The sequence below is a fragment of the Vibrio sp. V10_P2A27P122 genome, assembly GCF_963874335.1.
Lineage (GTDB): Bacteria > Pseudomonadota > Gammaproteobacteria > Enterobacterales > Vibrionaceae > Vibrio > Vibrio anguillarum.
Map to the genome: position 1 here is coordinate 1 of NZ_CAWNHY010000264.1, position 20,347 is coordinate 20,347.

General features: G+C 45.0%; 18 protein-coding genes. 9 read left to right on the top strand and 9 right to left on the bottom strand.

Going from position 1 to position 20,347, the window contains the following annotated elements:
- Positions 1–286: 286 nt before the first annotated feature.
- From AACQ17_RS13340 to AACQ17_RS13355, 4 genes are all read right to left on the bottom strand, one after another.
- Positions 287–1,420: a lipocalin-like domain-containing protein gene (locus AACQ17_RS13340; protein WP_094147886.1), complete on the bottom strand. Its 1,134-nt coding sequence runs from the start codon at positions 1,418–1,420 to the stop codon at positions 287–289.
- Positions 1,421–3,874, bottom strand: coding sequence for an FtsX-like permease family protein (locus AACQ17_RS13345; protein ID WP_094147887.1), 2,454 nt, complete (start codon positions 3,872–3,874; stop codon positions 1,421–1,423).
- Entirely contained in the window at positions 3,855–4,526 is a 672-nt protein-coding gene (locus tag AACQ17_RS13350; RefSeq protein ID WP_013857013.1) for an ABC transporter ATP-binding protein, read from the bottom strand. The genes AACQ17_RS13345 and AACQ17_RS13350 overlap by 20 nt, the downstream gene beginning before the upstream one ends.
- Before the next feature lie 123 nt (positions 4,527–4,649).
- Positions 4,650–6,026 carry an MATE family efflux transporter gene (locus AACQ17_RS13355; protein ID WP_094147888.1) on the bottom strand — a complete coding sequence of 459 codons (1,377 nt, stop codon included), beginning with the start codon at positions 6,024–6,026 and terminating at the stop codon, positions 4,650–4,652.
- Between the two features lie 40 nt (positions 6,027–6,066).
- Here AACQ17_RS13355 and AACQ17_RS13360 point away from each other — a divergent pair, with 40 nt between their 5' ends.
- Complete coding sequence (locus tag AACQ17_RS13360) at positions 6,067–7,560, top strand: DUF2867 domain-containing protein (protein ID WP_094147889.1); 1,494 nt, start codon at positions 6,067–6,069, stop codon at positions 7,558–7,560.
- 42 nt (positions 7,561–7,602) lie between these two features.
- Here AACQ17_RS13360 and AACQ17_RS13365 read toward each other — a convergent pair whose 3' ends face one another.
- The 3 genes from AACQ17_RS13365 to rsuA are packed head-to-tail and all read right to left on the bottom strand — an operon-like array spanning position 7,603 to position 10,213.
- Positions 7,603–8,262, bottom strand: a complete 660-nt coding sequence (locus AACQ17_RS13365; RefSeq protein ID WP_094147890.1) for a DUF2913 family protein — start codon at positions 8,260–8,262, stop codon at positions 7,603–7,605.
- The gene (locus AACQ17_RS13370; RefSeq protein WP_013857017.1) at positions 8,262–9,470 is read right to left on the bottom strand and encodes a Bcr/CflA family multidrug efflux MFS transporter; all 1,209 of its coding nucleotides are present in this window, start codon (positions 9,468–9,470) and stop codon (positions 8,262–8,264) included. The genes AACQ17_RS13365 and AACQ17_RS13370 overlap by 1 nt, the downstream gene beginning before the upstream one ends.
- A 47-nt stretch (positions 9,471–9,517) precedes the next feature.
- Positions 9,518–10,213: a 16S rRNA pseudouridine(516) synthase RsuA gene (gene rsuA, locus AACQ17_RS13375; protein WP_013857018.1), complete on the bottom strand. Its 696-nt coding sequence runs from the start codon at positions 10,211–10,213 to the stop codon at positions 9,518–9,520.
- Positions 10,214–10,317: 104 nt separating this feature from the next.
- Between rsuA and AACQ17_RS13380 the strand changes: the two genes are divergently transcribed.
- From AACQ17_RS13380 to AACQ17_RS13405, 6 genes are all read left to right on the top strand, one after another.
- Entirely contained in the window at positions 10,318–12,060 is a 1,743-nt protein-coding gene (locus tag AACQ17_RS13380; RefSeq protein ID WP_094147891.1) for a DEAD/DEAH box helicase, read from the top strand.
- A 63-nt stretch (positions 12,061–12,123) separates the two neighbouring features.
- Positions 12,124–12,513, top strand: coding sequence for a PepSY domain-containing protein (locus AACQ17_RS13385; protein WP_010318383.1), 390 nt, complete (start codon positions 12,124–12,126; stop codon positions 12,511–12,513).
- A gap of 9 nt (positions 12,514–12,522) precedes the next feature.
- Entirely contained in the window at positions 12,523–13,182 is a 660-nt protein-coding gene (locus tag AACQ17_RS13390) for a response regulator transcription factor (protein WP_094147892.1), read from the top strand.
- A complete protein-coding gene (locus AACQ17_RS13395) occupies positions 13,172–14,512 on the top strand; it encodes an ATP-binding protein (protein WP_094124785.1) in 1,341 nt (446 codons plus the stop codon). Before AACQ17_RS13390 ends, AACQ17_RS13395 begins: the two co-directional genes overlap by 11 nt.
- 227 nt (positions 14,513–14,739) lie before the next feature.
- The gene (gene rplY, locus AACQ17_RS13400; protein ID WP_010318386.1) at positions 14,740–15,018 is read left to right on the top strand and encodes a 50S ribosomal protein L25; all 279 of its coding nucleotides are present in this window, start codon (positions 14,740–14,742) and stop codon (positions 15,016–15,018) included.
- 165 nt (positions 15,019–15,183) lie between these two features.
- On the top strand, positions 15,184–15,576 hold the full coding sequence (locus AACQ17_RS13405) for a ribosome recycling factor family protein (protein ID WP_017047699.1): 393 nt from the start codon (positions 15,184–15,186) through the stop codon (positions 15,574–15,576).
- Position 15,577: 1 nt separating this feature from the next.
- Here AACQ17_RS13405 and AACQ17_RS13410 read toward each other — a convergent pair whose 3' ends face one another.
- Positions 15,578–15,934 carry a PilZ domain-containing protein gene (locus tag AACQ17_RS13410; RefSeq protein ID WP_017046184.1) on the bottom strand — a complete coding sequence of 119 codons (357 nt, stop codon included), beginning with the start codon at positions 15,932–15,934 and terminating at the stop codon, positions 15,578–15,580.
- Positions 15,935–16,224: 290 nt separating this feature from the next.
- On the opposite strand from AACQ17_RS13410, the gene AACQ17_RS13415 reads away from it, so the two are divergent.
- Complete coding sequence (locus AACQ17_RS13415) at positions 16,225–17,511, top strand: DEAD/DEAH box helicase (RefSeq protein ID WP_026027722.1); 1,287 nt, start codon at positions 16,225–16,227, stop codon at positions 17,509–17,511.
- 200 nt (positions 17,512–17,711) lie between these two features.
- A complete protein-coding gene (locus tag AACQ17_RS13420) occupies positions 17,712–18,332 on the top strand; it encodes a LysE family translocator (protein ID WP_013857026.1) in 621 nt (206 codons plus the stop codon).
- Positions 18,333–18,393: 61 nt separating this feature from the next.
- Here the strand turns inward: AACQ17_RS13420 and AACQ17_RS13425 are convergent, their stop codons facing one another.
- Entirely contained in the window at positions 18,394–20,310 is a 1,917-nt protein-coding gene (locus tag AACQ17_RS13425) for a bifunctional metallophosphatase/5'-nucleotidase (protein WP_017047700.1), read from the bottom strand.
- Positions 20,311–20,347 lie beyond the last annotated feature (37 nt).

Sequence of the window (20,347 nt, forward strand, 5' to 3'; positions counted from 1 at the left end):
ACTCATGATATCGTCCTTATAGTTATGCATGTTAATAAACCATTAACAAATGAATATGACAGAGTTTATACAGTAGCTGATAGAAGTAAAAATCGCTTGTTCAGATATTAAGAATCGGAATTTCCGAGTCAAGCATAACAATACAACGTATATTCCTTGGTTTTCACTATTTTCCCATTGTTGATTAGTTTTCATGCATAACAATTTTACAACAAAATAAAAAAGGTTCACAAAAACACAAAAGGCCAAGAACAACTTGACCTTTAGATTCCGCAAATATTTGAACTTAGTTGCTCGTTAGTTGCATGAAACCCGTCACCTTATGACTACCATCGGTGATAATGGGGCCTTCCCAATAAGGGATCAGAAAGGGTGACCACAAATCGCGATTCACCGCTTTCGTCACCAGATGAATATTATATTTAGGGATGTTTACCACCCATTGTAACGGGATGTCACGCTCATTCTCCGACGCGGCAGAAACGACAGGAACTAAATCAATTTCATCAGCAGATAGTGCGATCGTGGTGCCCGAATCTTTCACAATTGCCCCAAACAAATAGGGCTCTTGCTGAAAATAACGATAGCGATTAACCAATAAGGTTGTTTTGCTATCGAGTTTAACGAACAACTTATCCCATCCCTGTTTAGCGTTAGGCAGTAGATTATTACCCCACTCCTTGCTCAGCCATGCATTACCTGTGACTTGAATAGGTTGAGAGTTAACACCTAAGTTGAGCACACCTTTGACCTGCAAAAACGGTGCTTGGAGACTATATGAGGCTAAAGAAAGTGAATCATGCTTTTTTTGGTATCCCTGCTGACCAGGTAATACAAATGGCCCGGAAAGGTTATTTTTTAATGAGAGTGAAAACGTGTCCGTCGCTACATCTAATACTCCAGGAAATGGAGTCGTCCCCGGTGCGCGCCAGTTCCAATTATCAATCCACATTTTAAACGGTTTTAATTCTAAGCCGGCTTGACCAATTCCGCCCCGCGCAATCCGCTGTTCACGCCAGACTTCATTCTTTGAAGAGATCACCACATAAGCAAGATAAAGCTGAGGACTAAGCCATCCATTGGCATCTCGAGCTTCATTAGCGAGACGAAAATAACTCCACTGGATCCCATATTGCTGCCCATGTTCATCACTGACATTCGCAAAGTAATGCCACCACTCATGTTCAAAACCTTGATGAAAATTGAAATCTTGAGGAAGTCGTACCGGGCGATTAGGAAGCACGAACTCGAACGGGTGCTCCTTCGATATTGATGATGTATCCATTTGCTTAGAAGCTGTTTCAGAAACGGCATATTCTGAAATCGTTTGCTGTGCCTGCCAATACTGGTGCCACGAATAGAGGCCGAACAATACAGCAATCAACAAAGAGCACAAAAGTACGAGGTATCGTTTCATCATTTATAACGCGTCTCTAAATGAGCTAATCGGTGGCCTTCTGACCAAACGAATAACCGGGATTGCACCTGCGCACATCAAGGTCACCATCGCCCATGCTGCCGTTTTCAAATACTCCCCGGGGATCAACTGCAGTTGGATTGTCCAACCAAAGGATTGTTTAATCACGATGTCCACCACAAGACGAGCAAGTGCAAGCCCTAACGGCATCGCAATCACGAGCGCTATCGCCCCAAAAACACACAACTGCAAGCTGCCAATCACCACCAGCTCTTTACCAGAAACACCCAAACAACGCAGTAGCGAAACGTGTCGCTGGCGGGAAACCTCTCCGGCTAACGTAGCAAAGAAAATACCACACACGGCAATCAACAAAGTAATACGCCCGAGCGTATCGGCGATGGCAAAGGTTCGGTCAAACACCCGCATCGCTTGAGTATGTATGTGATTGTTATCAAAAATCCGCTCAGAGCCCAACCTAAATACCGATTCTAGTCGCTTCTTTAATCCTTGGTCATTCACACCTTCGTGCAAAACCACTCCTAGCGCCACATTTCCCGTACTGGCAAACGCAAATAACCAATTTTGGTGTGATAATAAGACCTGGTGGTAAGGGTTACCATAATCGTAATACACCCCCACGACTTGCCACTTTTGGCCCAAAGGCTCAGAAAGGTCAATAAAATCACCAGGCTTAATGCCTAATTTAAGCGCCATGGATTCACTGATCATCAAACTCTTTGAATGGTGTAAATCATACCAATAGTTAGGAACAGCGAGTTTAACCGTCAACGAGTCTAACTCACCATCGGAGATACCCGTGCTGACCACTTGCAATGCACCTTTGTCAGTGGCGAAATCTTTTTCCCAACGCCACCAAACATCATTGACCTCAGGCTGCGCTTTCAACCAACTGCTCATTCTTGATGCTGAACTATTGGTAGGATAGACATAAATATCGGCCGCTAAACGTTGGTTTAACCATTTTTCAGTAGTGTCTCTAAAGCTACCAACCATGGTTTCAATGCCAATATTCGCCGCCATAGCAATCATAAATGCCATAGTTGCGACACCGCGATAGCTCATACTAGCGGCTGCATCGGCAAAGAACCAACGCGCTTTTACCCAAGCGAGTGAGTAGGAAAAACTGTTGAACAGCGTCCAAATAAGATAAGGCGTAAACAGCGCAACACTGAGTAACATCAACGCAATAATTGCAAAACCAGAAAGTTGCGTTTGTGGAACTTGATACACGGCAATCGCCGCGACAGTCAATGCGCAAGCAACAAGGGCTTGCAGGCGAAATTCTGTGCCAGCAAATCGAAGCAAAGAGAGACGAGCCGAAAGACGAATAGGCTGCGATTTTAGCAACCGGACGAGGGGCCAAGCGCACGCCGCGAATGCACCAATCAACGCCATGGCTAAACTGTAACTACTCCACTGCCAATTCCAGCTAATCGATAAACCGACATTAGCATCATACAAGTCACCCAAACTGGCTGAAACCGCTGGAATAAGTTGATTGGCCAATAATAACCCCAATCCGTTACCGCATATCCAGCTAAGCAGGACCATGCCAAACAACTCAATCACCAATGCTTGGGTAAGCTGCCAGCCAGAAACGCCCGCTTGCCGTAATAACCCGACTAAAGGTTGACGCTGGATTAAAGATAAAGACATGGCTTGGTAGAATATGAATAGCCCGACCAAAAATGCCAACATACCCATTGCATTGAGATTGAGATGAAAAGCACGCGTGAGTGATTCCAGCTCAGTGCGAGAACTACGGACTAGCGTCAAACCATTAGGTAAATTATCTTTTAGTCTTTTCAGTTTCTCTGGCGGCATATCACCACAAGCAATAACAGATAAGCCCGAACTTTTCTTGAGCATACGCACCAAGGATAGATCCGCAATAACGCGTGTGCCGTTGATGAGATCTTGTTGATCGATCTGAATAGGACCTAACTTTGATTCATCATCAAGCACGATAAAATCACCCGTTTGCCAACCTTGGAGACGAGCGAGATCAACACTCACCAGAATAGGATACGGCGGATTCATCAATGATAATGTCGAAAATTCCGATAAAGGAAGGCCGCTATTGGTTGGCAACATCGCGACGGGATCAAGCCCAATCAGCGAAATATCCGTGCCATTTTTTGTCGTCAAACGATGGTTTTCAAAAGGAGCGCACTGAGAAAATCCATCACGGCGCAACTGAATATAGAAACCTTGGGGGATTTTATTGGCAATATGCTTGGAACGAATACGATAAGGTAATGGATTAGAAAACAGCTTTTCGCCATGTTCATAACTTTGACGAGCATGCTGGTTGATGGCCGTCACTCCCACCAACAATGAAACGCCAAGCGTTAAACCCAGCCATACTAGGATGATTTGTAAAGGATAACGCCGATAATGACCAAGTAGCGCCTTAACTACGGGCCATAACATGCAACAACCCTCCTTGTAAACGTACGCGACCATCCATATGCTGCGCGACTTTTTCACTGTGCGTCACCAATAATAACGTGCAATCCAGCTGGCGAGTTAAGGTCGTCAATAAACGCATCACCGCCTCGGCATTACGCTCATCAAGACTACCGGTTGGTTCATCTGCTAATAAAATCTTAGGCTCCATGTACAAGGAGCGCGCGATCGCAGCACGCTGCTGCTGCCCACCAGAAACCTCTTCAGGGTATCGGCCTAGCAACGGCATTAAATCAAGCGAAGAAAGAATTTGACGCAGTAAACCTTGGTCTTCCGGCATTCCTTTCAACTGACGACAAAAGCGAATATTATCCGCGAGATTGAGGGTGGGAAGAAGATTAAACTGCTGAAATATATGACCAATGTTATTTCGGCGATAAGCGGTACGCTTATTTTCTGACGTGTCATGCATGGCAAAACTTGGAAACCAAATTTCGCCAGAATCGACAATATCTAATCCGGCAATAAGGTTGAGTAATGTACTCTTACCCGAACCACTTTCACCCATCAATGCGATTTGGTCGCCTCGGTTTAATGTTAACTCTGCCCCCTGTAGCACGGGATGAAATTCATCGCCATCTAGATAGCCTTTACACAGGTTGGTCAGCTGTAACATCAAATCGCTCGCAATCGACTAAAATTGGATTGTGAATCTACACTAATTCTCCTGCAGTAGAAAGCATTTTGGATACCGGATCACATTATGTGCATCAAATTGCACCACCTAACTGCGTTGTGTCTAATTTTCAATCAAATTTCGCATCCACTTCTTGCTTTTCATTCGATAAAGAGAACCGCCCCATTTAATCAACTCTTCAACGAGAAACAATAAATAGATGGCTTCAGGCTTAGCCCCAAGCACAATCACACAAAATGCGGCTAACGGAATACCGATCAGCCACTGCGCGACTAAATCTTGATAAAGACAAAACTTTACGTCACCGCCAGCTCGCAACACGCCAACAATCACCGTCATTGGAATGGAACGTAAAATGATGCCAAGGCTCAGTATCACGATAAACTCTTCAGATAAAGCACGGGTTTCATCCGTCAAGGCGGTGAAAGAGTTCAGGATAGGGATCTGCACCACATACAAGGCGGCAGCGACGATCACGCCTACAAGAAGGCTGATGATAGTTAAACCTAAGGCTTGATAATAAACAGCATCGTACTGCTTAGCGCCAAGTTGGTTACCGACTAAAACCGCAGCCGCATTCGACATCCCAATCAGTAAACTCAATGAAATCGATTCTACTGGCGTCATCACCGATAGCGCCGCTAAGCCTTGCACACCACTCTGCCCCATGATGGCATGGTAGACAAATAAACCGCCTGCCCATGCAAGGAAATTAAAGGTGGTTGGCAAGGAAAGCTTCAAAAAACGAGAAATGGTAGGCCATTCAATGATGGCTCGGATATCGTCAATTCCAAACGCTAACAGATGTTTCTTGGCATAGAGGTAACCGTATAAACACGCGACTTCAATAAAACCACTGAGCACGGTAGCAATCGCCGCACCTTCGATTCCCATCGCGGGAAAACCCAATTTACCGAAAATCAGCACCCAGTTTAAAAACACGTTTGAAACAATACCAATACCGCTAAAAAACGTGCTGAGCCCCGGTTTATGCATCGCTCGCAGCCCTACCGCCATACTACTGACGCAAGCTACAGCAAACATACTGAGTGAGGTAATAATCAAATATTGGCTACCTAGCGCATTAACGGTCTCGGAATCCGTGGTTAGTGCCATGATTTGACTTGGAAACAGTAAAAATAGTGCCACCGTCATTGCAGCAAATAGGTTAGCGACTAACCACGTAAGTGCCGTACTTTCTCGCACGCCCTGTTTGTTTCCTGCGCCCCAATACTGAGCTGTTAACAGTGCGCCTCCGGTTGTCACGCCCACTAGCATGATGGTGGTGACAAAAGTTGCTCTAGCGGCAACGCCTACCGCAGCAATTTCAGCCTCACCTAATTGCCCTAGCATCAAAACATCCACTAGACCACGGCTAGAAAACATAATACTTTGCAAGGTGATCGGCAGAGCGATAGCCATTAAGCGACGGAAAAAATCGCCTCTTGTATGTAACACGATTTGCGAAAAAACAGACAACCGATCACCTCAAATTCAACACATTGATAGCACAGGAAAAATGAAGTCGCTATTATACGTCTGTGAGCATAATCTAACCATCTTATTTGAAGGGACCGTCATGAAAAAAGTGTTAGTACTCGGCGCATCAGGCTATGTCGGCTCACAACTGTTACCTTTGCTATTAGCGCAAGGTTTTCAAGTAACGGCCGCAGCTAGGCACATTGACTATTTAACCTCACGTGCCATATCTCATCCCAACCTTACCTTGCGTTATTTAGACCTTACCGATAAAGAGGCGACACTTGCGCTTATCCCACAATTTGAACTGGTTTATTTTTTAGTGCACGGTATGGCGCAAGGACATGATTTCGTCGACTATGAATTGTCGTTAGCGGAAAACGTTAAACAAGCCCTTGAGGTTAGCCAGGTCAAACACCTGATCTACTTAAGTGCGATTCAGCCACAAACCGGAAACTCAGAGCACCTCAAAGCACGGAAAATGACCGGCGATCTACTTAGGAAAAGTCCTGTACCAGTGACCGAATTAAGAGCCGGTGTCATTCTTGGACCGGGATCAGCCGCATTTGAAATCATGCGTGATTTTGTTTACAACTTACCGATGCTCATCACTCCCAAATGGGTTGATTCCAAAGCAAATCCGATAGCGCTGGAAAACCTCAATCATTATCTACTTGAATTAGCCAATGAGCAGCCCGTTGCACACCAATTATTTGAAGTCGGTGGGCCTGATACCCTCTCCTACCGCGAACAATTTGCCATTATTTGTCAGGCAACGCAGAAACCTTTTCGGTTATGGTCAACCCCACTATTAACCCCAAAAATGGCTTCTTACTGGCTAGGTCTTGTCACCTCCGTCCCCTCTAATATTGGCAGAGCACTACTTGCTGGTTTAGATCATGATTACATTGCCGACTCACAAGCCATTGAAGCACGCTATCCCCAGAAACTGACCTCCTATCGTGACGTTGTCACCAAAATAATCGAGCATGAAGGGGAATTTACACGCTCGCAGGTGTGGGGATTTGATCCAAGTGCCCTACAGCGTTGGCAACCCGGTTTTGGCTACTATCCTAAACAGGCAGGAGCAACGATTCAGACCAGCGCTTCTGCTGAGGCTTTATGGGATGTTATCCGAACCATAGGCAGCCGCCAAGAAGGCTATTTTTTTGCCAATGCACTATGGCGTACACGCGAATGGCTCGATCTTTTATTCGGTGGTGGCAAACCTGTGCGCCGCTCCCCTTGTGGCCCGGAACTGCAAGTTGGCGATTTTATTGATTCGTGGAAAGTGATCCGCTGCCAACCTCAACAGTTTTTGTCTCTTCTTTTTGGGATGAAAGGCCCAGGATTAGGGCGATTGGAATTTACCATTAAAGATCTAGGCGAAACGCGAGAACTCAATGTGACCGCATGGTGGCACCCCAAAGGATTCTTAGGGTTACTTTACTGGTTCGCGATGATGCCTGCCCACCTTTTTATTTTTAATGGCATGGTTAAAGCCATCGTCAAAAAGGCACAAAAAAAGAGCTAGCGAAATCGCTAGCTCTGCAACTTATTGAGTTTCAATTCCATACTAATCAATAGGAAAGCCTAATGGAATTTCAGCCAATTGCACGCCATGGTTGCTTGGGTATATCAAATATTCACCATGATATTTCACATTCGACTTATAATCGGTACGTTTGTGCACCATAAAGCCAGCATTGCTGGCTTTTTCGACGAAATCAGCATGATGGCCCCGTACAAACCAGTTCATCGGCTTCACGAGCAGTTCACCATCAAAGCATGATTCACACTGATTTGCGCACAAAGCCAATGAGTTTTGCCCATCGGTAAAAAGCTGTAATTTGCCTTCATTCACCAATGGATCACATGTTGTCACTTCCCAGTGAGCCGCTTCCATGAATTCCAAAAACGCGTCAATTTTCTTATCGGTAATGATGTTATCCGCCTCTTGCGCAAAAAACTTACCGTAAAATGCTGAGATGCGTTTGAAGATAAACAGTAATTCAGATTGGTTGCCTTTCGAACGTCCAGCTTTCTGCCAACGATTTAAATCATCCACCACACAGCGATGGAATCGTTGTGCTTTCAATGCCTTACTCACCCAATGCACCAAAAAGTGATTATTAGCTAAAGGCGCATTCACCAGCTTATTCGCTTGGTGTTCTGCTGTTAACTCTTGCAGCGCTGTATTCACTACACGTTGAATTTCGAGGTAATACTCTGACATTACGCCTTTCTTCCTAATGTCCAATAAAAAAGAGATGAAAGTACCGAGCACGCCGTCATGACCACAATCATCGGCCACTCAACATCACTAGGCATCATCGCGACAATCGCCGCAACCACTGAGCCTGTGCCAAAACGCAACGTTCCAGCCAGTGAAGAAGCGGTACCCGCCATTTTCGGATAACCACTTAACAATAATCCCATTGAATTACTGCCTATCGTTGACAATGTACCAATAAAAAGCACCACAAAAGGCACAATACCCCATAAACCAAGGTTGAGTAACCACGCGATAAATAGCCCGATACCTGCGCACAACTGAATCAATAAACCAAAGCGTAGCATGGCGTGGGAACCGACTCGTTTCACCATTCGACCATTCAAGCTGGTCATAATAATCATCGCGACGATATTGAGGCCAAACAGGTAACCAAATTGATCAGGATCGACTCCATAAATATCAATATAGACAAAAGAGCCTGCGGTCAAAAAGGCAAACATACCAGCGAACGAGAAAGCACCAGAAAAAACAAGCCCCATCGCGACTGGGTTACGGCTTAACTGCACATAGTTGCGAATGGTATTTCGAAAGCGTAGTGGTTGACGATTTTCTGCACTGAGTGTTTCTGGAATTTTCCAAACCACGAGAGCAATCACCACGGCGGCAAAAATAGCTAACACCCAAAATATCGAACGCCAACCAAACCAAATGGCCAAGTGTCCGCCAATCATCGGCGCAGCTAACGGGGCAACGGTCATCACTAAGGTGACAAAAGACATGGCGCGGGCAAAATCTTCGCGATCAAACATATCACGCACCACCGCTTGGATAACCACAGCCGCCGCTGCTCCAGCAAAACCTTGCGCAGCGCGAACATACGTTAACGCTTCAATACCCTGCGTAGTCGCACTCACAGTGGCAGCAATACCAAACAGTAATACGCCGATCAGCAACACTGGGCGACGGCCATAACTGTCGGCCAGCGGGCCATGCAATAGTTGGCCTATCGCAAAACCAGCGGTATAAGCAGTCAGCGTCATTTGTACCGCTCCAGCACTCACACCGAGATCTTTAGCAATCGCTGGCATGGCTGGCAGATACATATCAATCGCCAGCGGCGTTAATGCGCCAATCGCGCCTAATACTAAGAAGAGTAAAAAACTAATGTGCGGCGTATTATTCGCTGTAACAGGTTGAGATGAAGTCATAGTTCTCCAGATAAATAAGAAATGAAGTTGCAGTAAAGCTAGGCCGTTCAAGCCCCAATAGAAGCCACTTCTTGGTCAGTCAAATAACGGTATTCACCGGGCTCTAGTGCCTCATCTAGCACAATATGACCAATGCGCTCACGGTGAAGGCCAACCACTTTATTGCCTAAAGCAGCAAACATGCGTTTAACTTGATGGTATTTGCCTTCATGAATGGTCAGTAAACATTCATTCTCACCGACGACTTCCAATTGCGCAGGCAAGGTTGGCTCACGCTCATTACGCAGTTCAATACCCGTCAAGAATTGTTCGACATAATTCGCTTCAATAGGGTCTGCAAGCCAGACACGGTAGGTTTTGTCGCATTTGTGTTTTGGCGAGGTAATGCGATGAGACCATTGACCGTCATCGGTGATCAGAACCAAACCTGTGGTATCGACATCCAAACGTCCTGCAAAATGCAAGTCTTGAACATTCACTTCATCGAGCAAAATAAATGCCGTATGATTGAAGCCGTCTTCATGTGAGCAAACGTAGCCAGTGGGTTTGTGTAACATGATATAGCGCGGGCCATGCAAGATTAACTCACGGCCTTGCCACTCCACCTCACACTCCTGCGTCACCTGCAATGAACCACTTTTCTGCGTCTTACCATTTACTGTGACATCACCACTTTTGATGATCTTGGTGGCTTCTTTACGTGTCGCACCTAACGCATCACACAAAAATTTATCTAACCGCATGATTACCTCATCTAAATCAAGTCAGGTATTATACGCAGCTAAAATGAAATAGTTGATCTATTTCACTGTTTTTATCCAGCGTTCAACAAGAGAAAACGCGAGTTATGTACACACTTCGTCCTTATCAATCGGACTCGGTCAAAGCCGTGATCCACTATTTTCGTCATCACACTACGCCCGCCGTAATTGTACTACCGACGGGGGCAGGAAAAAGTTTGGTTATTGCTGAGCTAGCAAGGCTTGCCAAAGGACGAGTCTTAGTACTAGCGCACGTGAAAGAACTGGTAGAGCAAAACCATGCCAAATATGAGGACTACGGTTTGCAAGGCGCGGTATTTGCGGCAGGTTTAGGACGAAAAGAGACCGATCAACAGGTCGTCTTCGCTTCGGTACAATCCGTGGTGCGCAATTTAGATGCCTTTAAAAATCAATTTTCATTACTGGTGATTGATGAATGCCACCGCGTACCGGATGAGAAAAGTAGTAGCTATCAAAAGGTGATCACCCATTTAAGCGAGCTCAACCCGGGGATTAAAGTGTTGGGGTTAACCGCTACGCCTTATCGTTTAGGCATGGGCTGGATTTATCAATACCATACTCGCGGCCAAGTGCGCAGTGAGGAGCCTCGCTTCTTCCGTGACTGTATTTTTGAGCTACCGATCCGTTATCTGCTTGATGAAGCTTTTTTAACGCCAGCGCGAATGGTTGATGCCCCCGTGCTCAGTTACGATTTTTCGCAGCTAAAACCCGCCAATACCGGGCGCTACAAAGAAGCCGAACTCGACATGGTGATTGAGCAATCGAAACGTGCCACACCACAGATTGTTCAACAAATCATCCAACTAGCACAGCAAAAACAGGGAGTAATGATCTTTGCAGCCACCGTTCGCCACGCTCAAGAAATTGTGCAATTACTGCACAACAACGAAACTGCCATCGTCATTGGTGACACGCCGACCCCTGAACGCGACACCATCATCAAGCAGTTTAAACAGCGCCAAATCAAATTCTTAGTTAACGTGTCGGTATTAACCACAGGTTTTGATGCTCCGCATGTTGACCTGATTGCGATTTTACGCCCCACCGAGTCCATCAGTTTATATCAGCAAATTGTCGGACGTGGGCTACGCTTATCCGCAGGAAAAACCGAATGTTTGGTATTGGATTATGCGGGCAATAACTATGATCTTTATCAACCAGAAGTCGGTGAGCCAAAGCCCGATCCCAACAGTGAAATTATTACCATTCCCTGTCCGGCCTGCGGTTTTAATAACAACTTTTGGGGTAAACTCGATGCCGCTGGTTTTTTGCTTGAACACTATGGTCGACGTTGCCAAGGCTATTTTACAGACGAAGAAAGTGGCGAACGAGAACACTGTGGTTACCGTTTTAGAGCAAAATATTGCGGTGAGTGTGGGGCTGACAACGATATCGCCGCACGTATCTGCCATGAATGTGACGCAACACTGGTTGACCCTGATAAAAAGCTCAAAGAGGCACTCAACCTCAAAGATGCATTGGTTTTTGAATGTATCGAAATGAATTTGAATGTACATAAAGATGCAAGTGGAAAAGCGCAACTGCGCGTTACCTATCGTGGTGAGAACGATGCACAAGTCCACGAATTTTGGCCACTAACCACCAAGAAACAGAAACAGGTGTTCCACGACCAATTTGTGCGACCACACCTAGCCGATAAGCATCGCCCTTTTGATCAATCTTCACCAAGCAAAGTCGTGGCTCATCAACACCGTTTTCGTCCACCACAATTTGTCATTGCGCGAAAAGTGGGACGATTTTGGAAAATGCGCGATAAGATCTTTGAAGATGAGCTACAAAACCGATGATTCACTTTCTATTCATGTAAGGTCATTTATACTCTGTTCATCTTATTACAGGGGGGGCGCAACATGTTGTTCAAAAAGGGTAAAGCTTTCGCACGCTTACTGCTGCTCTCATCATTATCCTTACCCACTTTAGCTGCAAGCAGTGATGTACACGATTGGGTTCAAGACACTTATAAGCCAGGAACCAAGGTAGAGATTGATGAGGATCAAGACGAGGTCTACGCGGCAGTTCAAAAAGGTTTAATTCATCCATTGTCTGAGCTTTATGCCACGATAGATAAAGAACTCAATGGCCGAGTTATCAAAGTAGAGTTAGATGAAGATGATGGTGAATGGGTCTACGAATTAAAACTGATGCATGACAACCGAGTTATCCGCGTAGAATATAATGCAAGCACATTAGAACTAATGGCTATTCGTGGCAGGAACCTACGCGACATCATCAAAAAATAGAGAATAACCATGAAAATATTGGTAGTCGAAGACGATCCTCGTCTTGGGGAACAAATTGTAGAAGCGCTTGAACAGACCGGCTGGGTGCCTGAATTATCACAAGATGGCATTGATGCACTCTATCGCGCCACATCAGAAGAGTGGGATGTGATTGTGCTCGACCTCGGTTTACCCAAGCTCGATGGGCTCACCGTATTGAAAGGCATTCGAGATGAAAACATTAATACGCCTATTGTGATCCTCAGTGCAAGAGACGGTTTGACTCAACGAGTCGAGGGCTTAAATGCAGGAGCGGATGATTACCTCACCAAACCATTTGAGATAGTGGAATTAACCGCTCGTATCCGCGCACAACTGCGCCGAGCATCAGGTAACGCTTCCCCTGTGATGCAAATCGGTGACTTAAGCCTTGATACTCGAACCTCTAAAGTGATGTGGCAAGGTCAAGCGGTGAGCTTGACGGCACTGGAATACAAAGTGGTTGCCTACTTCATGCACAATGCCGACAAAGTCATTTCACGGACTGAACTGGTGGAACACATCTACAAACAAGATTTCGATAGAGACTCCAACACCATCGAAGTGTTTATTGGCCGCATCCGTAAAAAAATCAATAACAACATTATCAAAACCGTGAGAGGACTGGGATACCAGCTTAATGCAAAATAAAACCTCGGCCTTAAAGCGCCTCAGTTTAAAAAGTCGTTTACTACTCGCGGCAACGTTTTGGTTAGGTACCATGATTTTAGCGGCGGGAATTGGCATTCCCACACTGATCAAAGACTACCTAGTCAATGATGTGCAAGGTCAGCTACGCTTAGCGATGGATGAAATCACAGCGAACTTGGAAGCAACACCGCAAGGGAATCTAGTGCTATCGTCGCGCCTTTCAGACCCTCGTTTTAGCCAACCCTACAGCGGCCTTTATTGGACGGCCTCAAGCCATGATCAATCGCTTCGTTCTCGATCATTGTGGGATAAGCGTCTTATCAGCGAAAAACATGGCTTGAAAAGCATCGTCAAAGGCGCAAGAGATGAAAAACTGATCGTCATTGAACAAATCATCTACTTACCAGATTTCCCTTCTCCTATCACCATTACCATCGGTCTTGATGAAGCACCATTACAAGACACTTTAAACAGCGTAATTAGCCAATTGTGGATGATACTAGGTCTGCTCTTCAGTGGTGTATTGGTGCTGATTGGCTTGCAAGTCAGTTGGTCATTACGGCCGTTAGGGAAAATGCAAAAAGAGCTGGCCGCATTGCGCAAAGGTCAACAAGCCAGTCTCAGTGACGAGTACCCAAAAGAAGTCTTTCCGTTAGTCAATGATTTGAATGCACTGTTATTCCACTATCAAGAATTGCTTGAACGTGCACGTAATCATGCAGGCAATCTCTCTCACGCTTTAAAAACGCCGATTTCTGTACTGCGCAATGAGATCGATCATCTTGATTTCGCACAACAGCAGAAACTCAGAACACCGATTGAACAGTTACAAAAGCAGATTGACTACCATCTAGGGCGCGCGCGCATGGCTGGCTCAATGAATATTCTTGCGGTAAAAGCCAATCCAAGCGAACGGGTAGATGCTATTTCTATGGCATTTGACAAAATTTACGCACAGCGTGAAATCACGTTAGTTAATGAGTTGGATTCTGATCTAGAGGTTGCCGTTGACCCAACCGATCTCGACGAGATGCTCGGCAACCTACTGGAAAATAGCTACAAATGGGCAGCTTCTTTGGTTCGAGTTCACGCAAAAAATCGAGAAGAAGGCTGGGTAGAAATCCACATTGAAGACGATGGCCCAGGTATTGCTGAGCAAGATCTGGCTAAAGCGGTACAACGTGGCGTGCGCTTAGACGAAACAACCTCTGGATCTGGGCTTGGGTTGAATATTGTCAGTGAAATGGCGCACAGTTATCGCGGTACGCTAACCCTATCGACTAGCACCATGGGGGGGTTAAAAGCGGTGCTAACTTTTCGTTCGGTTTAATGGACGAAATCGAACTCGACATTAAGCAATAAAGACTGTCACGGTCCTTCGTAACACTGCAATAAATCGATGCTGCAAGGGATTTTCTATTGCCCCATCTTAGATAGAGTGCTAGTATCCGCGCTCGTTTTGTTAGTAATCATTGATTCACTATCAAAGCTATACCACATCAGCAAGGTCGCATTGCAGATGTGAAGTTTATTTTTACTAATTTGAGTGTAAAAACTATGAAATTCGAAGCAGTAGTACGTACTGAACTAGGTAAAGGTGCGAGCCGCCGCCTACGTCACGCGGGCCAATTCCCAGCAGTTGTTTACGGTGGTGAAGCAGCGCCAGTTGCTATCGCACTGGATCATTCTGACGTGATCAACCAAATGGACAAACCAGAATTCTACGAAGCAATTACTCTAGTAATTGATGGCGCAGAAGTAAAAGTTAAGCCACAAGACGTTCAACGTCACGTGTTCAAGCCAAAAGTTGAGCACATGGACTTCATCCGCATCTAATTTCCTACCAAGGAATTAGTTGGATAAAATCCAACCTTTTGCATAAAGACTATCGGCCTTACCATCCGAGAAATCTAAAAATTCGAAACCCCGATAGCTACCAACTATCGGGGTTTCACCGTTTTATAAGACCGTGTTATAACGGAAAGTCATTCAAACAAGAACATGGCTATTATGATCATCACGATTTCCCTCCCCTCATTGATTCATCGGCTTGGTGGAGAAAATGCGAAAAAAGCAAAAATGCTGGCGAGAGAATATCAGTGCGACCTGAAACGAATACGACGTTCCAGAAATTGGCAAATCAGTGGTGAGATAACGCAACTTGAATTATTGGCAAATCGGCTCAGAGAACTTGATTCACTGGTCATGCAATTTTTAATAACGAGACTCAAAGACAAACTGGCAGAATATCAGGAACAGCTTGAACCCAAATCAGCCAAGTTGGTAAGGCTTGTTAAACAAAACCCATCAATCACTCTCGCCGAACTTATGCACATCACGCACTGCACAATCGCAGAAGCACGCACCGCTCGTTTCAACGCAGACAGTTTTTGATTTAAGCAGAACGTAAAGACGAGAAGTAAGACGGGTATCTTTGGCGAATATAACGCTGTTCTTCAACCATGTGCTTAAAAGCAGGACCATTGGATAGTTGAACCACGACTTCATCTTGTTGAAAGCGCAGTACTTGACCTGCAATTTTGACTGTATTATTGCTGCGTAGCTGCACCGTACCAGACATCGATAGACCACAATATAAGGTAGTCACTCTCGGCATTGAAATACGAATGCCTTGCTCTGATATTTCACAGACATGGAATAGCTGATCATCAATTTTTACGGTAGGTCTTGCCCGCTTTGGATACTTTAAGCGGTAATATTGCCGTTTCTGTACAAAATCTGCATTGTCCATGGCGTCTATGCATCCTTTATCAAGGTTAATTACTTCTGCGTCATCATGATGCTACGCAAGTGTTGAGAGTCTACCATTTATTATCGGCTTCTGAAGTAAAAACATAATAGAAAGATAGGCAACCGCTATGAATCACCAATTCATCTCATTTGTGAACTCAAATACAATTGGTCAATAATGTAGGAAATTTATCACTGATCACGATAAACGTGAGATAAATCACTCTAAATCCTATATAGTGCACGGCTAAAATTAAGAACTGTAGGCTGTCTGCTTAAGGAACCCGTTAAATGTCATTTTCATCTCAAGGTTTTGCACCTGAACTTGTTAAAGCGCTTACTGAATGCGGCTATGAAAAACTTACCCCCATTCAGCGTCAAGCCATTCCCGAGGCTCGTAAAGGGCATGATATTTTTGCAACGGCGCAAACTGGCACAGGCAAAACCGCAGCATTCGCACTGCCCGTTATTCAACATCTGTTAGATAGCGGCAAGCAACCTTCGCCTAAAACAGCGCGAGGCTTAATTTTGGCACCCACGCGTGAATTAGTGGCGCAAATTGCCCAGAACATTAAAGACTACGTCAAGTACACCAAACTCAGTGTCGCTGCTGTTTACGGTGGAAATAAAATGTCTTCTCAAGTTCGTCAGCTTGAAATGGGTGTGGACATTTTGGTCGCGACCCCTGGCCGACTAGAAGAGCATTTAAGTGAAGGTAATGTTTCACTCGCCAACCTTGAGTTTTTGGTTTTCGACGAAGCAGATCGAATTTTAGATATGGGATTCATCAATCCCGTGCGTAAAATCATGCTGGAAGTAGAAACCTCACCGCAAATCATGATGTTCTCGGCCACTACATCCACTCAGCTTAACCAACTGGCGGGCGATATTTTACGCAAACCCAAACGCATTAATGCTGATCGTGCCAATACCACGGCCGCAACAGTGGCGCATGTGGTTTACCCTGTCGATCAAGAGCGTAAAACGGAACTGCTATCTGAACTGATTGGCCGCAAAAATTGGCAACAAGTCTTAGTATTTGTGAACTATAAAGAGACGGCTAATGAAGTGGTTAAAGAGCTGAAACTGGATGGCATCAAGGCCGTGCTATGTCATGGCGATAAAGCACAAAGTGCACGTCGACGCGCTCTTGAAGAATTTAAAGAAGGCAAAGTGCGTGTCATGGTTGCGACCGATGTGGCTGCACGTGGTTTAGATATCGTCGACCTGCCACACGTGGTTAACTATGACATGCCATTTCTTGCCGAAGATTATGTACACCGCATAGGTCGTACTGGTCGTGCTGGCAAACAGGGACATGCTGTCTCATTTGTCAGCCGCGAAGAAGAGTTGACTGTTGTTCAGGTTGAAAACCTTATCCAACAACGCATCCGCCGTGTTGAACAGCCAGGTTATGAACCTAAACAGCGTGATGCCTACATTGAAAAACTTCACACAAAAGCGGCGTACAAAGATCGCCAAGGCCGTCGTAACAACCCAAATGACGAAAAGCCGGATCAAGCCTCAGCAGAACGTCGTTTGAACATGATGAATCGACTAAAAAATCGTAAGAAGTAAGCCATAACAACGAAAGAGCTGCAGCAATGCGGCTTTTTTCATCTCTGTGCATCCTATCTATGCTTCATCATCCCAAACGGTCATCTTTATTGGTTTCAATCCGTAAGTAGCACTGTCGTCAATTGCACAGCAAAGTGAAATAGTGAAGATTGTAATTAATGTGTATGCTAGAGCTCTTGTCTCTCAACACGGATTGATTAATGAGCAGTACTTTACTTCTGGCATTTATACCAACATTCTTTTTTGTTTCGATTACTCCAGGTATGTGCATGACATTGGCACTGAGTCTTGGGATGAGTATTGGTTATCGCCGAACTTTATGGATGATGATGGGAGAGATCGTCGGTGTGGCGTTCGTTTCCATCGCAGCCGTTTTGGGGATGGCTTCGATTATGCTCAATTACCCTTGGCTCTTTACCGGATTCAAAACCATCGGTGCCATCTATCTTGGCTATATAGGCATTCAGATGTGGCGCTCAAAAGGCAAGCTTGCCCTCAGTAGCGACTCACAGGTCACTCCCCATAACAAAGACTGGGATCTTGTCATGCAAGGTTTTGTGACCGCGATTGCTAACCCTAAAGGCTGGGCGTTTATGATCTCCCTACTTCCGCCTTTTATTAATAGTGAAGCACCACTTGCACCTCAACTATTACTGCTGGTGTCCATTATTATGGTCTCAGAATTTGTCTGTATGACACTTTACGCAACAGGTGGCAAGGGGTTAAAACGAGCTCTAGGGCATTCAAAAAATGTGCGTCTAATGAACCGTATTTCAGGCTCATTGATGATAGGTGTTGGATTCTGGTTATTGATGAGTTAGTCGTTAAAGTAGTAGGCTCTGACTTTTGGCCAGAGCCTTAACCGTTAATTTAAAACTTTAGCTAATCTAAAACATTAGCATTCAATGCCTTGAGCAATACAATCTCTCGATTGATACGCTGTTTTTCAGCATCAGAAGCTTGGCTACTTTGCAAAATACGCGCATTGATTGCCTCTTCAGCCGCGGCCTTATTGGTAAAAAGCAGTGCTTTAACATTGATCGAGGCGATATTGCTATAACGCCCATCATCACTACTTGGTACATCAATTTGGCCACTATTAATTAGAGCTTTCACGATGGCACGTTCCGATTCATACCCTTGCAAACCTTCCAGCTTCCAACGTTGCATTGGTTTCCCTTCGTAGCGGCCTTGTTTCTCTTGGGTGAGATAGCGGATCGTTAGGTTTCTAATAGTTCCTTCCTCTTCGCCATATTCCGCTTCCGAGTCAAAAATAATCGGGAATGACCGCCCTTCAAGGCTACCCCCTTTCTGCGTCAAATGCCCCATTCGGTAACTATTCATACCCAACCGAATATCACTAGTATCATCAATCGGTTGTCCACCAGCAAAACGCAGATCTTTAATTCGCTTACCCGCAGGTTGAGTAAGATCAATGGTGTAAGTGACACCCGCAAAAAAATCATTGGTTGAGTATTTCGATGCGCGCCGCTTTGGATCAAAGCTATAAGTCACATCGCCTGGCGAGACGGAATTGAAATACCCAGCGGCCCATTCCATGTAGGTGCGCAGCTCTTTACCTGTCATTTGGTAAACCGTAATTTCACCACCAGCATATTGATAGTTAAACGCGATATCTTTTGCTTTGATTGGGCCAGTATCAAGTTGAGCTTGGTCATTATCAATTTGCAGTGCGATCACGTTTGCTTTTGGCGCGTAGAAAAAACTGGCTTCCTGAAACAGCGCACTGATGCCGGTATCTTGAATATGCACTTGAGGGATACCGCGTATTTCATCATCAGGAACCAAGTCGACTCCGTCAAGTATCGCAATTTCGCGATTGGCATTTTCTCGTAAGCGTTGATGATAAGGTGCGTACAGCGTTTCCATTTTCGAATCAGAATCAACACCTTTTATAGGGTAAGTGAAGCTGTCTTTATGAACGAGCGTGTATTTGCCATCCTTTTCTTCAAATTGGAAATCGATTCGAGATAAAACGCGTCCATATTTGTCAGGCTCGGTAATGATGACACCGTTTACCGTCGCTTTATCAATTTTAGTGTGCATGTGGCCAGCAACAATGGCATCGATTTCCGGGTTAGCATTGGCAATATCAGATACGCCCGTATCTTTGATGTCGTTTTCGTTATCCAGCCCCATGTGCGCAACCAAAACGATCGCATCGACATCATTTTTTATCTGCCCAATCACTTTTTTCACTTCAAGTGTTGGGTTAGTGAAGCTCATGCCTTCAAGGCGATTCGTGCCTTCAGCAAACACTTGCGTCATCGGAGTATCCATTCCAATAATACCGATTTTGACGCCATTTTTTTCAATAATTGTTGCGGCGGGTAAGAATGGATTGCCATCGGGCCTCTGAATATTCCCGGCTAACGCTCGGCCTTTAAATTGAGTCAGGGAGCGATTTAATACCGATAAACCAAAATCAAACTCATGGTTACCCAGCACCCAAACATCGTAGTTCATCTCATTAAAACCGAGCATCATAGGGTCAACGGCTTCATGCTTAAACGTTTCAACAAAGTTTCCCTGAATCGTATCTCCCGCATCCACTAAAATAACGTTTTTATCTTGCTCTCGTATCTGTTTAACCTTGGTGGCGATTTGACTTAGGCTCCCCTGCATATTCAGTTTGTCAGCAGCATAATCCCATGGCATAAAATGCCCGTGAATATCGGAAGTACCAAGAATGGTAACCTGATGAATATCGCCATCAGCAGCGAAAGAAGAAGCGGCAATAGAAGCAAGTATTGCGCTAGTAACAATTTTTAGTTTCATAACATACTCATACGTATAAACAGGCTTTCATTAAAAC

What these genes read in the sequence shown, in the direction of transcription:
- AACQ17_RS13415 (WP_026027722.1), top strand. Translation starts at nt 16,225, where the DNA reads ATGTCATTTTCATCTCAAGGTTTTGCACCTGAACTTGTTAAAGCGCTT.
- AACQ17_RS13420 (WP_013857026.1), top strand. Translation starts at nt 17,712, where the DNA reads ATGAGCAGTACTTTACTTCTGGCATTTATACCAACATTCTTTTTTGTT.
- AACQ17_RS13370 (WP_013857017.1), bottom strand. Translation starts at nt 9,470, where the DNA reads ATGACTTCATCTCAACCTGTTACAGCGAATAATACGCCGCACATTAGT.
- AACQ17_RS13340 (WP_094147886.1), bottom strand. Translation starts at nt 1,420, where the DNA reads ATGATGAAACGATACCTCGTACTTTTGTGCTCTTTGTTGATTGCTGTA.
- AACQ17_RS13410 (WP_017046184.1), bottom strand. Translation starts at nt 15,934, where the DNA reads ATGGACAATGCAGATTTTGTACAGAAACGGCAATATTACCGCTTAAAG.
- AACQ17_RS13395 (WP_094124785.1), top strand. Translation starts at nt 13,172, where the DNA reads ATGCAAAATAAAACCTCGGCCTTAAAGCGCCTCAGTTTAAAAAGTCGT.
- AACQ17_RS13365 (WP_094147890.1), bottom strand. Translation starts at nt 8,262, where the DNA reads ATGTCAGAGTATTACCTCGAAATTCAACGTGTAGTGAATACAGCGCTG.
- AACQ17_RS13425 (WP_017047700.1), bottom strand. Translation starts at nt 20,310, where the DNA reads ATGAAACTAAAAATTGTTACTAGCGCAATACTTGCTTCTATTGCCGCT.
- rsuA (WP_013857018.1), bottom strand. Translation starts at nt 10,213, where the DNA reads ATGCGGTTAGATAAATTTTTGTGTGATGCGTTAGGTGCGACACGTAAA.
- AACQ17_RS13350 (WP_013857013.1), bottom strand. Translation starts at nt 4,526, where the DNA reads ATGTTACAGCTGACCAACCTGTGTAAAGGCTATCTAGATGGCGATGAA.
- AACQ17_RS13385 (WP_010318383.1), top strand. Translation starts at nt 12,124, where the DNA reads ATGTTGTTCAAAAAGGGTAAAGCTTTCGCACGCTTACTGCTGCTCTCA.
- rplY (WP_010318386.1), top strand. Translation starts at nt 14,740, where the DNA reads ATGAAATTCGAAGCAGTAGTACGTACTGAACTAGGTAAAGGTGCGAGC.
- AACQ17_RS13390 (WP_094147892.1), top strand. Translation starts at nt 12,523, where the DNA reads ATGAAAATATTGGTAGTCGAAGACGATCCTCGTCTTGGGGAACAAATT.
- AACQ17_RS13405 (WP_017047699.1), top strand. Translation starts at nt 15,184, where the DNA reads ATGGCTATTATGATCATCACGATTTCCCTCCCCTCATTGATTCATCGG.
- AACQ17_RS13345 (WP_094147887.1), bottom strand. Translation starts at nt 3,874, where the DNA reads ATGTTATGGCCCGTAGTTAAGGCGCTACTTGGTCATTATCGGCGTTAT.
- AACQ17_RS13360 (WP_094147889.1), top strand. Translation starts at nt 6,067, where the DNA reads ATGAAGTCGCTATTATACGTCTGTGAGCATAATCTAACCATCTTATTT.
- AACQ17_RS13380 (WP_094147891.1), top strand. Translation starts at nt 10,318, where the DNA reads ATGTACACACTTCGTCCTTATCAATCGGACTCGGTCAAAGCCGTGATC.